Annotated in this window: 11 protein-coding genes and 3 pseudogenes; 12 read left to right on the top strand and 2 right to left on the bottom strand. The window is 58.1% G+C overall.

Annotation, left to right across the window (positions count from 1 at the left end):
• Positions 1-294: 294 nt before the first annotated feature.
• From AC4ANE_RS05890 to AC4ANE_RS05930, 9 genes and pseudogenes are all read left to right on the top strand, one after another.
• Positions 295-1242 (top strand): ABC transporter permease, encoded by a 948-nt coding sequence (locus AC4ANE_RS05890; RefSeq protein WP_002555166.1) that lies wholly within the window; start codon positions 295-297, stop codon positions 1240-1242.
• The gene (locus AC4ANE_RS05895) at positions 1239-2102 is read left to right on the top strand and encodes an ABC transporter permease (RefSeq protein WP_031597072.1); all 864 of its coding nucleotides are present in this window, start codon (positions 1239-1241) and stop codon (positions 2100-2102) included. Before AC4ANE_RS05890 ends, AC4ANE_RS05895 begins: the two co-directional genes overlap by 4 nt.
• A complete protein-coding gene (locus tag AC4ANE_RS05900; RefSeq protein ID WP_002555163.1) occupies positions 2099-3091 on the top strand; it encodes an ABC transporter ATP-binding protein in 993 nt (330 codons plus the stop codon). The genes AC4ANE_RS05895 and AC4ANE_RS05900 overlap by 4 nt, the downstream gene beginning before the upstream one ends.
• The gene (locus tag AC4ANE_RS05905) at positions 3088-4068 is read left to right on the top strand and encodes an ABC transporter ATP-binding protein (RefSeq protein WP_002555162.1); all 981 of its coding nucleotides are present in this window, start codon (positions 3088-3090) and stop codon (positions 4066-4068) included. Before AC4ANE_RS05900 ends, AC4ANE_RS05905 begins: the two co-directional genes overlap by 4 nt.
• A 51-nt stretch (positions 4069-4119) precedes the next feature.
• The gene (locus AC4ANE_RS05910; RefSeq protein WP_002555161.1) at positions 4120-5634 is read left to right on the top strand and encodes an ABC transporter substrate-binding protein; all 1515 of its coding nucleotides are present in this window, start codon (positions 4120-4122) and stop codon (positions 5632-5634) included.
• Positions 5635-5791: 157 nt separating this feature from the next.
• On the top strand, positions 5792-6970 hold the full coding sequence (gene nhaA / locus AC4ANE_RS05915) for a Na+/H+ antiporter NhaA (protein WP_031597071.1): 1179 nt from the start codon (positions 5792-5794) through the stop codon (positions 6968-6970).
• Between the two features lie 156 nt (positions 6971-7126).
• Positions 7127-7435, top strand: coding sequence for a hypothetical protein (locus tag AC4ANE_RS05920; RefSeq protein ID WP_002555159.1), 309 nt, complete (start codon positions 7127-7129; stop codon positions 7433-7435).
• 387 nt (positions 7436-7822) lie between these two features.
• A pseudogene (locus tag AC4ANE_RS05925) lies at positions 7823-8542 on the top strand (PAS domain-containing protein); the annotation flags it as partial.
• A 21-nt stretch (positions 8543-8563) separates the two neighbouring features.
• Positions 8564-8830 (top strand): annotated as a pseudogene (locus AC4ANE_RS05930) (methyl-accepting chemotaxis protein); the annotation flags it as partial.
• A gap of 90 nt (positions 8831-8920) precedes the next feature.
• On the opposite strand, the gene katG reads toward AC4ANE_RS05930, so the two are convergent.
• A complete protein-coding gene (katG, locus tag AC4ANE_RS05935) occupies positions 8921-11191 on the bottom strand; it encodes a catalase/peroxidase HPI (RefSeq protein ID WP_002555157.1) in 2271 nt (756 codons plus the stop codon).
• A gap of 373 nt (positions 11192-11564) precedes the next feature.
• Here katG and AC4ANE_RS05940 point away from each other — a divergent pair, with 373 nt between their 5' ends.
• Entirely contained in the window at positions 11565-11999 is a 435-nt protein-coding gene (locus AC4ANE_RS05940; RefSeq protein WP_002555156.1) for a GNAT family N-acetyltransferase, read from the top strand.
• 12 nt (positions 12000-12011) lie between these two features.
• Here AC4ANE_RS05940 and AC4ANE_RS05945 read toward each other — a convergent pair whose 3' ends face one another.
• Positions 12012-13091, bottom strand: a complete 1080-nt coding sequence (locus tag AC4ANE_RS05945) for a GGDEF domain-containing protein (protein WP_002555155.1) — start codon at positions 13089-13091, stop codon at positions 12012-12014.
• A 312-nt stretch (positions 13092-13403) separates the two neighbouring features.
• On the opposite strand from AC4ANE_RS05945, the pseudogene AC4ANE_RS05950 reads away from it, so the two are divergent.
• Positions 13404-14395 (top strand): annotated as a pseudogene (locus AC4ANE_RS05950) (helix-turn-helix domain-containing protein).
• Positions 14396-14463: 68 nt separating this feature from the next.
• Positions 14464-15396: a SphA family protein gene (locus tag AC4ANE_RS05955; RefSeq protein ID WP_002555153.1), complete on the top strand. Its 933-nt coding sequence runs from the start codon at positions 14464-14466 to the stop codon at positions 15394-15396.
• Positions 15397-15439 lie beyond the last annotated feature (43 nt).

A 15439-nucleotide genomic window follows, 5' to 3' on the forward strand; every position in this document is an offset into this window, starting at 1 on the left:
AGCAATTAGCAAGGACAGTGCCACGCCTGCGTCCAACCGGCTGTCAGTCGTGTAAAACCTATAAGAATTGCTAGCTGTTTGCCATGGCGCTGCGCGATAGGGTTGAGGCCATGAGCGACGTCCGCAAAGGTGAGGTGCGATGGGGTATGCGAGCAAGGCGGATGAGCGCAAAACAATCAAAGTCGACGGATGGTCAATGTTCGACTACAACTTCGCTCTGCCCTTTTGCGTGAAAGGGGTGGCGGCGTACTTTCCGGTCCTGCTGAATTCTCTGTCACAGCATCGGGGCGTCTGATGAATCTGGGTCGTTATCGTTTTATTCTCCAGCGTCCGTTGCAGTTGCTGCCGGTGCTGTTCGGCATCAGTCTGGTGACCTTTATTCTGGTGCGCTCGATCCCCGGTGACCCGGCGCGCATTCTGCTGGGCGCACGTTCCACACCGCAGGCACTGGCCAACATCCGCGCCCAATACGGGCTGGATGAACCCTTGTGGACGCAGTATGTGTACTTCATGAAAAACCTCTTGCAGGGCGATATGGGTAAATCGCTGCTGTACAAGATCGATGTGCTCAAACTGATCGTTACCCGGCTGGAGCCTACCGTATTTCTGGTGTGTGGCAGCGTCCTGCTGGCTCTGCTGATCGCCGTGCCTTTGGCCACGGTCGCTGCACGCAACAAGGGCAGTTGGGGCGATAACCTGATTCGTGTCTTCACCACCACGGGGTTGGGCATGCCGGCATTCTGGCTGGGCATCATGCTGATTCTGCTGTTCAGTGTGCAGCTTGGCTGGTTTCCGGTGTCAGGTTACGGCAGTGACTGGCTGGACAAGGCCCACCACATGGTGCTGCCATGCCTGACCATTGCCCTGGCTCTGTCCGCAGTGCTGATTCGCAACCTGCGCGCCAGCATGCTCATGGAACTGCTGGCTGATCATGTCACTGCGGCGCGGGCACGTGGCGTCAGTGAGGGCGCAGTGTTTCGCCGTCACGTATTGCCCAACTCGCTGGTGCCGTCAATCAACCTGCTGGCAGTGAACATCGGCTGGCTGATCAGCGGCACTGTCGTTATCGAAAGCCTGTTTGCCATCCCCGGCATCGGCCAGCTGCTGGTGCGCGGCATCTTCAGTCGCGATTACATGGTGGTGCAGGGGGTAGCCATGGTGCTCGCCTGTGCCACGGTAATCGTCAACTTTCTCGCTGATGTGGCCACTGTCGCGATAGACCCGCGGGTGAACATCAAATGACCATCGCCCACGTCCATCTGCGCCCACACTGGCGTTCGCGGCTTCGCCTGCGCTTGCGCAACGGCCGACTGGCGATGCTGCTGGGTGCCTCATTGCTTGGCGTGTGGCTGCTGCTGGCACTCTTCGCGCCGTGGCTGGCACCCTATGACCCGATTTACCAGAACACCGAACTGCGCATGCTCGCGCCGCACCTCGCGCATCCGTTCGGCACCGACAATTTTGGTCGCGACATTCTGTCCAGAGTCATCTGGTCGGCACGCATCGACCTGCAGATCTGTGTGCTCGGGGTGGTTTTCCCGTTCATCATCGGCACGTTTGTAGGCGCATTGTCGGGCTATATAGGCGGTCGCTTCGACAACCTGTGCATGCGCGTGATCGATATCGTTCTGGCCTTTCCGTTTCTGGTGCTGATGCTGGCGATCATTGCGATTCTCGGCCCTGGCCTGAGCAGTTTCTACATCGCCATGGCGCTGGTGGGCTGGGTGTCTTATGCGCGGCTGATCCGTTCACAGATTCTGGTCCTCAAGGAAAGCGATTTCGCCCTGGCGGCCAAGAGCCTGGGGTTTGGTCACCTGCGTATTCTGTTTCGCCATCTGCTGCCCAACGCGATGTTCGGCTCGATTGTGTTTTCCATGTCCGATGCGGTGCTGGTGTTGCTCAGTGGCGCTTCGGTCAGCTACCTGGGCCTGGGCGTGCAACCACCGTTGGCTGAGTGGGGCACGATGGTCGCCGAGGGGCAGGCGTTTCTGACGTCTGCGTGGTGGATCTGCACCTTTCCGGGGCTGGCCATCGTGACGCTGGCCATGGGTTTCAGCCTGCTGGCGGACGGCGTTGCCGAAACCCTCGGAGAGCGGCAATGAGTACGCCGGTGCTGAAAGTCAGCGAGATGAGCGTGATTGCGAACAGTCGGGGGCGCGAGGTAACGCTGGTCGACCGGTTGTCGTTCGATCTGCAGCAGGGCGAGATTCTCGGGCTGGTCGGCGAAAGTGGCTCTGGCAAGACCATGGCTTGCCGGGCATTGATGCAACTGATGCCATCGCCGGACCTGCACGTGCGCGGTGGTTCGGTGCTGCTCAATGATGTCGACCTGCTGAAACTCGATGCAGCCGGCATGCGTGCCATGCGCGGGCGGCGGATCGGCATGATCTTCCAGAACCCCAGCAGTCATCTGGACCCGCTGATGCGTATCGGCGAGCAGATTGCCGAAGGCTTTCGTCTGCACCAAGGGGCTTCGAAACGTGAGGCTCGGGCGCAGGCGATTGATCTGCTGCGTCAGGTCGGCATTCCCGACCCGGCTTCGCGTGTGGATAACTTTCCCCATGAGTTTTCCGGCGGCATGCGCCAGCGCGCCATGATTGCCGTGGCGCTGGGCTGCGGGCCGCAGGTGCTGATCGCTGACGAACCGACCACCGCGCTGGACGTGACGGTGCAGGCGCAAATCCTGCGGCTGTTACTGGACCTGCGTGACCGTCACGGGCTGTCGTTGATCATGATTACCCACGACCTGGGCGTTGTAGCGCAAACCTGCGACTCCATCGCGGTGATGTACGCCGGTCGCTTGTGTGAACACGGCAGCAAGCGCGACGTGCTGGCCCGCGCCCGTCATCCTTACACCCGCGGCCTGATCGACTGCCAGCCTGCCAGCAGCGCGGGCAGTGGCCTGCTGCGCACCATTCCCGGACAGCCGCCATTGCTCGATGCGCTGCCCGCTGGCTGCCGTTTTCATGCGCGCTGCGGTCATGCGGGCGCAGGCTGCGTCGAGACGCTCCCCCTGATGCGGTCGATGGGGGTTGCCCATGAAGCGGCCTGTCACTATCCGCTGGCAGATTCCCGAGGGGCCGTATCATGAGCGGCTACAGGCTGTTGAGCGTCAACGATCTGGTGGTGCGCTTCCCGGCCCCCGGATCAGGCTTCATGGGTCTCAATAAGCGTTGGGTGCATGCCGTCAACGGTGTGTCGCTGAGCATTTGTGAGGGTGAAACGCTGGGGCTGGTGGGTGAGTCTGGCAGCGGCAAGAGCACGCTGGGGCGCGCCATTCTGCGTCTGAACGACATTACTTCCGGGCAGATCGTCTTCGATGACGTCGACATGGCCCAGGGTAGCGGTATCAGTCTGCAGCGTTTGCGCAGTGAAACAGCAATGATCTTTCAGGACCCGTCTTCCTCGCTCAACCCGCGCATGACCGTCGGTGCCACATTGGCCGAGGTGCTGAAAGTGCAACGCAAGGTCAGCGCATCCGAGATTCCGGCGCGGGTCATCGAGTTGCTCGACATGGTCGGTCTGCGCCCCGAATTTGCCGAACGCAAACCGGGTGCCTTGAGCGGCGGGCAATGTCAGCGTGTCGGCATTGCCCGCGCACTGGCCATCGAGCCGCGGCTGATCATCGCCGACGAGTGTGTGGCGGCGCTGGACGTGTCGATTCAGGGGCAGATCATTAACCTGCTGCTGGAACTACGCCAGCGCATGAACCTGGCAATTCTGTTCATTGCTCACGATCTCGCCATCGTGCGCCGCCTGTGTGACCGGGTGGCGGTGATGTACCTGGGCAAAATCGTTGAAGAGGGCCCGGTCGAAGAGGTCTTTCTCAAACCGCGTCATCCGTATACCGCGGCGCTGATCCAGGCTATTCCGGAGATTGATCCGGATCGTCCGCTGCCCGGTGAACCCTTGCAGGGCGAGCCCCCCAGCCCCCTGAATTTACCCGCTGGCTGCGCCTTTCATCCGCGTTGCCGGTTTGCCAGACCGACCTGCTCCAGCGTCGCGCCACCCACCCGGCATGTCGGCGAGCAGCGCTACGACTGTGTACTTGATGCACCCGTTTTTTGATCCAGACCTACAACAAACATCTGTCCCGACACCGGCAAGGAGTTCATTTGTATGAAAGCTCGACCAATGAAAATGCTGACCGTCGCCATGCTGGCGGCCTGTTCCCTGGCAGCGGGAGTGGCGGAAGCCGCGGGCGTGCTGACCATCGGCCGTCGTGAGGACGGCACTACCTTCGACCCGATCAAAAGCGCGCAAAACATCGACAACTGGGTATTTTCCAACGTCTACGATGTGCTGATCCGGGTTGACGACAAGGGTACAAAGCTGGTGCCAGGACTGGCCGAAAGCTGGTCGATTTCGCCTGACGGGCTGACCTATACACTCAAGATACGCCCGGCCAAATTCTCTGATGGCTCGGAGCTGACCGCCAGCGACGCTGTATTCAGCCTGCTGCGAATTCGCGACGACAAGGGCTCGCTGTGGAGCGATTCCTACAAGATTATCGACAAAGCCGTCGCAACAGATCCGCGTACGCTGGTCATCACCCTGAAGAATCCATCGGCCTCGTTTCTCTCGCAACTGGCGCTGCCCAACGTGTCGATTCTCTCCGAGAAGGCCATGAAGACCCTGGGCGAAGAGGCTTACGCCGAAAAGCCTGTCGGTTCGGGAGCCTTCACAGTGAAAGAATGGCGGCGCGGTGATCGGGTGATCCTGGCGAAGAACCCCGACTTCTGGGAAGCGCCGAGCGTCAGCCTGGATGGTGTCGAGTGGATCTCGGTGCCGGATGACAACACCCGTATGCTGATGGTCCAGAAGGGCGAACTGGATGCAGCGATCTATGTGCCGTTCTCCCGTGTCGAAAACCTGAAAAAGAACCCTGATCTGGTGGTTCACCTTGACCCGTCCACCCGTGAAGATCATTTGTTGCTCAACCATGAGCACGGCGCATTGGCCAAGCCTGAGGTACGCCAGGCACTGGACATGGCTATCGACAAGAAATCGCTGGTCGAGGCCGCCACCTTCGGGCTGGGCACAGTAGCCAATTCCTACATTCCCAAGGGCGCGCTGTATCACTACGCCGATAACCTGCAACGCCCGTATGACCCGGTCAAGGCCAAACAGATGCTGGCGGATGCCGGTGCGTCAGACCTGAAGCTCAACTATGTAGTCAATGCTGGCAACGAAGTCGACGAGCAAATTGCGGTCATGCTGCAACAGCAGCTGGCCAAGGTTGGCGTAACCACCACGCTACAGAAAGTCGACCCGAGCCAGAGCTGGGACATGCTGATTGCCGGTGACTACGACATCTCCGTGATGTATTGGACCAACGACATCCTCGACCCGGATCAGAAAACCACCTTCGTGCTTGGCCATGACACCAACAACAACTACATGACCCGTTACAAGAACGAGAAGGTCAAGGAGCTGGTTGCTGCTGCACGGGTTGAAATGGACCCCAAAAAGCGTGAGCAGATGTACATCGACCTGCAGAAAATGGCCAAAGCCGACGTCAACTGGATCGACCTGTACTACAGCCCTTACATCAGTGTTTCACGCAAGAACATCGAGCACTTCGGCCAGAACCCGTTGGGCCGGTTCACGCTTGAAGAAACCGTCAAGAAGTGAAGCGGGCAGGGCTGTTGTCTGGCAGACAGGAGCCCTGATTCCTCAAGCCATGATGGGCATGCGCGTTAATTTGTATCCTCAGGTTTACCTGCGCTGTGGCAGGCTCTGCGAGTGGTAAGGTTGCGGCCTTTTTGCGCTGTACCCTGCGGAGCCCTGCATGCACAACCCCACCCCCCGTACCGAATCCCCGAGCGCGCTGGCGTTCATCAAGCGCTTTTTCGCCGCTGAGGCCGCTGGCGGTCTGATCCTGATGGCAGCTGCGCTTGCAGCTCTGATCGTCGCCAACTCGCCGCTGGCCGACAGCTACTTTGCAGCGCTGCATACCGTGCTCGCCGGGATGTCGGTAGCGCACTGGATCAACGATGGCCTTATGGCAATCTTCTTCATGCTGGTGGGCCTGGAGATCAAGCGCGAAATGCTGGCCGGCCAGCTGGCGTCCTGGAGCCAGCGCGCCTTGCCGGGCTTCGCGGCGCTGGGCGGCATGGTGGTTCCGGCGTTGATCTACGTGGCATTCAATTGGGGCCAGTCAGACACCATTGGCGGCTGGGCCATTCCGGCAGCGACCGACATCGCATTCGCCCTGGGTGTGCTGTCATTGCTGGGCAAGCGTGTGCCGTTGTCGCTGAAGATATTCCTGTCGGCACTGGCAATTCTCGATGACCTCGGCGCTGTGCTGATCATCGCGCTGTTCTACACCAGCGATCTGTCCATTCCCATGCTGCTGGCCGCACTTGGCTCCATCGCCGTGCTCGTTGCGCTGAACCGCTTGGGCGTTAAAAAGCTGCTGCCTTACCTGATTGTCGGCGCGCTGCTGTGGTTCTTCATGCTCCAGTCCGGTATTCACGCCACCTTGGCGGGCGTAGCGCTGGCACTGTGCATTCCGCTCGGCAAACCCGATGAAGAAGCCAGCTCGCCGCTGCTGCATCTGGAAGAAAAACTGCACCCGTGGGTGGCCTTTGCCGTCGTACCGGTTTTTGGATTCGCCAATGCCGGCGTTTCACTGTCAGGCATCACTGTCGACAAACTGCTGGACCCGGTGCCGTTGGGCGTCGCGCTGGGGCTGCTGATCGGCAAACAGGTCGGCATCTTCGCCCTCGCTGCACTGGCCATCCGCGCGGGCCTGGCCCGCTTGCCGGACGGCAGCAACTGGGGCCAGCTTTATGGCGTTGCGGCGCTGTGCGGTATTGGTTTCACCATGAGCCTGTTCATCGGCGCACTGGCCTTCCCGGGCGCACCGGAGCTGGTGGATGAGGTCAAGGTGGGCGTACTGATCGGGTCGGTGTTATCGGCGCTGCTTGGGGTTGTGGTGTTGCGCAGGTTTGGAGCGAGGGGGTGAGCGTAGGGGACGATAATCTCAACTATCGTGCGACGCTCCGCGTCGGCATGCCGGTCTGGACGCTCTGCGTCCTCTTCGCGACGTAAACCGTCGCGAACTGCATTCCCGAAGTAATGGACGTCACAGTCAATCATATAGCCAGGAGTAGATTGAAAAATGTTGAAGCTGATCAGTCAGCTCAATTGCGCGCCTTCGCTTGAGGACCCGAAACACGATGTGTACCTATTCAGTGTCGACACATCCGGAGCCGATAAACCGTTCTGTTTTGAACAGTCAATTACCGGCGGGCATGCTGAGCGGGGTGGCTGTATATTTCTGAACCTGGCCGGGCTTGAGAACTGGCCCGGTGATTGGCGAGTTCATCTGGAGAAGTCCGGTTGCGGCTGGGTAGCGGAGTTGATGGCCGGGGCGCAAACCTATCAGCAAGCCGTGAAGTTGATTCTGGAACAAGTGACCATTACCTGATTGCAATCTGACGATTCAGAAACCGCACGGCATGTCGATAAAGAAGTGACATGCCAGGGACTCGGCAAATCTGACTTTATTTTGAGAGCCCTGTGCATGTTTCACTTATTCCGACCACGTCGTGACAGAAAAGCCCTTCAACAACTTATTGCCTCTCTCAAGGGGGCTGGCGAGCCGGTGGTAAGAGGCTGCGCTGAAGAGAACAGCGTACTTGAGTGCTGGAGTTCGCTGAGTGCCCAGCGTGGTCTCGACGAGCAACGTATCGCCGATCTTGAGCAGGAACTGGAAACCGCCCGCCACCTTCTGGGTGAAGCCTCTGCCTCGGCCGCCGCTTATGAGACCCGCTTTGATCTGGTCAACCGTGCGTCGAGCGAGGGCCTCTGGGATATGGAGGTCGTAGCAGGCGATCCGGTCAACCCGAACAATCGATTCTGGTGGTCGCAGCAACTTCGCACGCTTCTCGGTTTTAACGACGAGCGAGATTTCCCTAACGTACTGGCGAGCTGGGCAGACCGGCTTCATCCGCAGGATAAACAAGCCACGCTCGACGCATTTGCCAAGCATCTGAATGATCGCTCGGGTAACACGCCGTACCGAGTCAAGAATCGTCTGGCGATGAAGAACGGCACTTATCGCTGGTTCTATGCCCAAGGCGAAACGTTAAGAGACGCACGCGGAACGCCGCTGCGTGTCGCCGGCTCGCTTCGTGATATTCACGATGAGCTTGAACGTGATCTGGAACACGATGTGATCATTACCCGATTCGAACTGGCCCGGGAGATGCTCTCCGACGGGCTCTGGGACATGGAGGTCATTGCTGGCGACCCGGTCAATGCGAGAAACCCGTTCTGGTGGTCTCCACAGTTCAGGCGGCTTTTGGGTTTCGAAACAGTCGAAGAGTTTCCTGACGTACTGGATAGCTGGGCATCACGGCTGCACCCTGACGACAAGGAGCGCAGTCTGACGGCATTCGGTGCGCACTTGAATGACCGGACTGGCAAGACGCCGTTCGATATCGAGTACCGCCTGAAGATGAAAACCGGCGAGTACCGCTGGTTCCGTGCACGCGGCCAGACTCGTCGCAATCCCGAAGGTATTCCGCTGAGGGTGGTCGGTGCGTTGGTGGATGTGCATTTGAAGCATGAGCAGGATGCTCTTCGCGACACCGAAGCACAGCATCAGAAAAACCTGGAAGAGAACATCACTCAACTGACCCAGATAGTCGGCACTATCCAGAGCATTGCCAGCCAAACCAACCTTCTGGCGCTCAATGCCGCGATTGAAGCTGCACGTGCCGGGGAAGCTGGACGGGGCTTTGCGGTGGTAGCTGACGAAGTGCGCAAGCTGGCGACTCGAACGACTGAAGCGACGGAGCAGGCGGCAAGCATGATGAGTCGCTGATAAAACCAGCCTTCGCTTTTTGATAGCCGTAAAAAAAACGCCTCCGCAAGGGAGGCGTTTTTTCAACTCAGCACATCAAACACATCAAGCCAGGTCGAAGCGGTCCAGGTTCATCACCTTGGTCCATGCGGCCACGAAGTCTTTGACGAACTTCTCGTTAGCGTCCGAACTGCCGTACACCTCGGAAATCGCACGCAGTTGGGCATGTGAGCCAAATACCAGATCGACACGGGTGCCGGTCCATTTGACTGCGCCGGTTTTGCGGTCACGTGCTTCAAAGGTGTCGTTGGCACCTGAAGTCGCTCTCCACTCAACGGCCATGTCCAGCAGGTTCTTGAAGAAGTCGTTGCTCAGGGTTTCAGGCTTGTCGGTGAAGACGCCGTGCTTGCTCTGTCCAACGTTAATATTCAAGACCCGCAGGCCGCCCAACAGCACAGCCATTTCCGGTGCCGTCAGGGTCAGCAGTTGCGCCTTGTCGACCAGCAGCGATTCTGCCGAGACCTTGTAGTGCGCCTTCTGATAGTTGCGGAAGCCATCGGCGATCGGCTCAAGGAAGCTGAACGACTCGACATCCGTCTGCTCCTGCGATGCATCGGCACGGCCTGGTGTGAACGGCACCGTGACGTGATGACCAGCGTTCTTCGCAGCCTGCTCGACACCTGCACTACCGGCCAGGACGATCAGGTCCGCAATGGAAACCTGCTTGCCACTCGACTGAGCGGCGTTGAACTCGCTCTGAATCCCCTCAAGCGTCTTCAGTACGCCCGCCAGTTGTGCGGGCTGGTTAACCGCCCAGTCCTTTTGCGGAGCAAGACGCAGACGGCCGCCATTGGCACCGCCGCGCTTGTCAGAGCCACGGAAAGTAGAAGCGGCTGCCCATGCGGTTGAAACCAGCTGCGAGACAGAAAGCCCCGAAGCCAGAATCTTGCCTTTGAGCGCGGCAACATCCTGATCATCCACCAACGCATGATCAACATTCGGAATAGGGTCTTGCCACAGCAGCTCTTCGGCCGGTGTTTCCGGGCCGAGGTAGCGCGCGAGCGGGCCCATGTCACGGTGAGTCAGCTTGAACCAGGCGCGGGCGAACGCGTCGGCCAGTTGCTCAGGGTTGTTCAGGAAGCGACGGGAGATCTGCTCGTAAGCTGGATCGAAGCGCAGCGCCAGGTCAGAGGTCAGCATGCTTGGCGCATGACGTTTGGATGGATCGTGGGCATCCGGAATCTTGCCCGCGCCTGCGCCGTTCTTCGGCGTCCACTGATGCGCGCCTGCCGGGCTCTTGGTCAGCTCCCACTCGAAGCCAAAGAGGTTTTCCAGGTACTCGTTGCTCCATTTGGTCGGAGTCGAAGTCCAGGTCACTTCCAGGCCGCTGGTGATGGTGTCGCCACCCTTGCCGCTGCCGAATTTGTTTCTCCAGCCAAGCCCCTGCTCTTCAAGACCGGCTGCTTCCGGCTCCGGACCGACGTTGTCGGCAGGGCCTGCGCCATGGGTCTTGCCGAAGGCGTGACCACCGGCGATCAGCGCTACGGTTTCTTCATCGTTCATCGCCATGCGACCGAAGGTTTCACGGATATCCTTCGCCGAAGCGACCGGGTCCGGCACGCCTTCAGGCCCTTCCGGGTTCACGTAGATCAAGCCCATCTGCACAGCGGCAAGCGGGTTTTCCAGATTGCGCTCACCGCTCGCGGTGCGGCTTTCTTCGTTGGCATGGTTCTCCGGCTCGGCGACCAGCGTGCCGTCGCCCGGCTGCTGCATTTTCTTCTGTGCGCCGTAGCGTTCTTCGCCACCCAGCCAGGTGGTCTCGGAGCCCCAGTACACATCTTCTTCCGGTTCCCAGACATCCGGGCGACCACCGGAAAAACCGAACGTCTTGAAGCCCATCGACTCCAGCGCGACGTTGCCGGTAAGCACAATCAGGTCGGCCCAGGAGATCTTGCGGCCATACTTCTGCTTGACTGGCCAGATCAGGCGACGTGCCTTGTCCAGGCTGACGTTGTCAGGCCAGCTGTTGAGCGGCGCAAAACGTTGCTGACCAGCACCTGCACCGCCACGGCCATCGCCTGTACGGTAAGTACCGGCGCTGTGCCAGGCCATGCGAACGAACAGCGGACCATAATGGCCAAAGTCGGCCGGCCACCAGTCCTGCGACCGGGTCATGACGTCGCGCAGGTCTTGTTTGACCGCTTCGAAGTCAAGGCTCTTGAACTCCTTGGCATAATCAAAGCTCTCGCCCATCGGGTCGGAGAGTGAGGAATGCTGATGCAGAATCTTCAGATTCAGCTGCTTGGGCCACCAGTCACGGTTGGTGGTGCCGCCGCCAGCAGCGTGGTTGAAGGGGCATTTCGATTCAGTTGACATGCTTGATACACCTTTTTGTCATTTGCATCCGGCCATCCAGCCCACTCGCGGGGCTTCAGACAGTGATGACGGAACTCCATAGCACTGGGTTCGTACCGGCCGCTCGATCAACGATCAGGCCAGTAGCGATCATTGGATTGCTGCGATACGAGCCCACAACGTGCACAGAAAACTTGAGCTCATTCTTATCTCCTTATCAGGGTAAAGCCGCACGGCCTTCGCCGATGCTCTTGCAGATTAGCCTTCTTTGTGGATATTTCTAATAGAAAGAACGTTATGGGTTGATAGGCAAACTCTGGCAGCGCTGTCATCTGATCAGCGAAATGCCCTGTTAATCTGCTCCGCCATTGGAATAACAGGCCGGGCATAGCCAGTGATCACGATTCGCCGCATGACAATCAAGGATTACGAATCGGTCATCGAACTGATGCGCAATACACCGGGCATCTCTCTGCGAGATGCCGATTCGCGTGAATCGACGGCACGCTACCTCGACAGAAACCCCGATATGAGCTTCGTTGCCGAGGCGGAGGGGGCTGTGTGCGGCTGTGTCATGTGTGGGCATGACGGCCGCCGGGGTTATCTACACCATTTGATTGTGCTGCCGGAGTATCGTCGACAGGGGATAGCTCACGAGTTGGTCGAGCGCTGCCTTCAGTGTCTGGAAGCGCTGGGAATTTATAAGTGTCATCTGGATGTGCTGAAGGTTAACGAGGCGGCTGGCCGATATTGGTCGGGGCAGGGGTGGACATTGCGAGAAGATATTGACCGCTATTCGATGGTTCGGCAGGGCGGCGAGAATGCTTGAGAGAACCGAGCGCTATGCATGGGTATTAACCGATTTCACCCCTTGGTTCTGCTTTTCCACACTTCCAGCGGTCGCGGAAACTATCCTGCCTTCAAAGGCAATACATTGTCTGCCGCTCCGTTTGGCGAGATACAAATTTTCATCGGCTTCTTTTAACAGGTCATTGACGTTTTTTGCCCGAGCCAAACTCGCAATACCTGCACTGAATGAATAGGGCATTTTCGCTGCTTGGTCTTTTTGGGCGTGCATCAATAAATGATCCATTGCCGCTATGGCGTCTGCTGCGTTTGCTGCGGATAACATCACGCCAAACTCTTCTCCCCCCAGGCGACCAAAGCTGACCAGCCCCGTTGTGCTTTTTATGAGTGTTGCGAAACATATAAGGACATTGTCACCCACGTCGTGGCCATGGTTGTCGTTGATGCTTTTAAAGTTATCCAGATCCAGCATGGCGAACCACAGCGAGGACTTATCATCTGACGTCAGTGCGTTGTCCAGGCTGGTGACCAGAGCACGGCGATTTGGGGCGTTCGTCAGCGTGTCGGTTTCGGACAGCTTCTGGTAGCGATCACTCGCCGCCATGGTCTGCATGACCAGGCTCAGGAAGGTTGCATTCAGGGAGCCGCCCAACAAGGTCGAGCTGATCAGGAAAACATAAGACAAAGGCGCATGGTCGACGCCGACTGCCGTCAGGTCCGTTTGCCACATGATCAACCAGATCAGAGCAGCCGCAGCGACGTAGTCAATAAACTTGACGAAGAATACGCTCATTCCCGTGATGAGCAGGGAAGTGACAACCAATCCCCACATCGACGCCTCTACGCCCATGCGTTCGATCTGTACCTTGAACAGAACGGTAAGTGAGGTCATGTAGATAATGCCGAACAGGCGCCACGTCGTCATGCTTCTGCTGTTGGAAGTGACAATGATTGACAGCGTCGCCCCCGCCAGAGCGCAATAAATAAATATATCCAGTAATTGCTCAATAGACGGATTCACATACCAGCTGATAATCCAACTGAAAAGGCCGATCAGCTGAGACAGCTTCAAGGGTATGAAAATAGAGTCTTTCAGGTTTCTTCTTTGTGGCATGTGCTGTTTTCCATACTTATGCCAGCTGAAGCGTAATCGACGGCACATGCCTTGGTCGAGATGCGTGATGATATATTGCCAGTATACGTGATCAGTACTCGAGAGCGATGGCCGCTTGTCTTGCTGTGACAGCGAGTGGGCCTACACCATGACTCAACGGGACGCTTTCTATTTGAAGCGAGTATAGTTTTTATTAAGCTTGAAAGCAGTTTGGTAGCTTCGCTGTATTAATCACCCAAACTCCTTGCTGCCGGAATGAAACTTGCCTTCACTTAGCCGAATGACCTTGAGACGTATTAAGGGGCAAGGCCGATGAGTAGTCGTTATGTGGAGACAAACAAGGCTTCGATTGACGCGGCACCGCCACCTCACCTGCGGCGTTTTCAAACTGTGACATCGACGAGCACGGTCGCAACCTCAGCGGCTGGCAGGTTCGTTACGACCAAGTGACGCCCGGTGGCTTTGAAGGCGAGCTGACGGAATTCCGTTCGGACTGGCTGCAACTGGTCCGCGACCGCTCTAATCAGGCCTTGGTCAAGAGTGGTACAGCCTGGAAGGGGGCGATTATTTTCGCCTTGCCGTTGAGTGCCAACGGTCCTGCGTTCTGTGCCGGGCACACGCTTCCAGAGTCGAGCATGATCGTCGCGCACGGCGAGAATCTTCCGGAATTGAGTACGCCGCTGCAATTGGATGCACTGGGCATTGCGATTGAAGAGAGTGCCCTGGCTCACGCACTGGAACGTCAGGGCAGCCGTTTTGAAATTACCGATCTTCCCAAGTGTTACCGTTTGACCGATTCAATGGTCCGAACGAGGTTCACTGCGCTGTTCGATAACCTGTTGAATGGAGAGCAGGCGTGCCTGCAGAAGCTTGAGTACGAGTCGATCCGGCGTGGCATTCGGGATGCCGTAATGTTGCAGGTGCTGGAACTTGTGGCACCTGATCAGGCGCCGCCGCTAAATCCCACGGCGCGCAAGAGAATGGTCGATCGGGCCCGCGATTATGCCTTGGCGCATCTGGATGAACCGCTGTCGATTCTGGATGTGTGCAACCACATTGGCACCAGTCGCCGCAAACTTCAGTACTGTTTTCAGGAGACGCTGGGCATCAACCCGGTGGCTTTTCTGCGCACGTTGCGCCTCAACGCAGCGCGGCGCGAGTTGCGCGAAAGCAGCCGGATCGAACTCGTGCAGACGGTCGCCGCGCGCTGGGGGTTCTGGCACCTGAGCCGGTTTTCCAGTGACTACCGGACACTGTTCGGGGAAACACCCTCGCAGACCTTGCAGCGCAAACATCTTTGCTGAAAACGGATAACGGCATAAAGCATGACTCAATAGCATGACCCCATCACCTTCGTGGTCAGGGGCATGCGATGAGTCATAACAATAATTCCAATATCAGACGCTTCACTTTCTTGACGCTCGGCTTGATGAGCCTTGCTGCCACGGTTCAGGCAACTGAAAACGGAGCACCGACTACCTCCTTCGGTGTTTACGATTTCGGTGCAGGCATCCTGCCTCCGTCGACCCCCGTGGGTACGCTGGGAATGCGCGTGGCGTTCTATTCGACCAATGTGCAGAAAGACCGCCACGGTCGCTCGCTGGACAACAATTTTTCCCTGGACGTTCTGTCCATCGGCGTTGCGTACTTTCGCATGACCGATTACAGAATACTGGGTGCGCGCTATGGCTACAGCGTGGCGGTGCCTTTCTTCCAGATGGATGCCTCGTTCCGGGTCCAGACGCCTGGCGGCCCGCTGGACCTGAAGGCGGATCCGTTCAGGATGGCCGACATTTCGGTGTCACCGCTCATACTGCAATGGGACCTTTCCCCCAACCTGTTCGTGAACGCACAGATGCAGATTCAGACACCTACCGGCGACTACGACAAGAATCGTCCTATTTCGCCGGGGCTGAATCACTGGACGTTTTCTCCCACCGTCAACGCGACCTACATCAGCGACAGCGGTTTTGAAGTGTCCAGCAGCTTTCAGACTGACATCAACACCCGCAACCCGGCGACCGACTACAAGAGCGGCGTCGAATACCGTCACGAGTTTGCCGTGGGCCAGCACGCAGGTCCTTTCACGCTGGGGCTGGGCGGGTTCTATTATCGGCAATTCTCCGATGACGATGCGCCAGGACTGGAAGCCGGCAACCGCGCCCGAGTGGTCGCAGCCGGCCCAGCGATCAGTTACTTCACGCCCGGCATGCCTGCGGCGTGGTTTCACATTTACAAGGAATTCGGCGCACGCAACCGCACCGAGGGTTACACCGTGGCGTTACGGGTAGGCCACAGTTTCTAAAATGGTTGCAAGCTCGGCGATCTTGTTTCAATTCGAATTCAGG

The organism is Pseudomonas sp. Pme6b, from assembly GCF_058129925.1.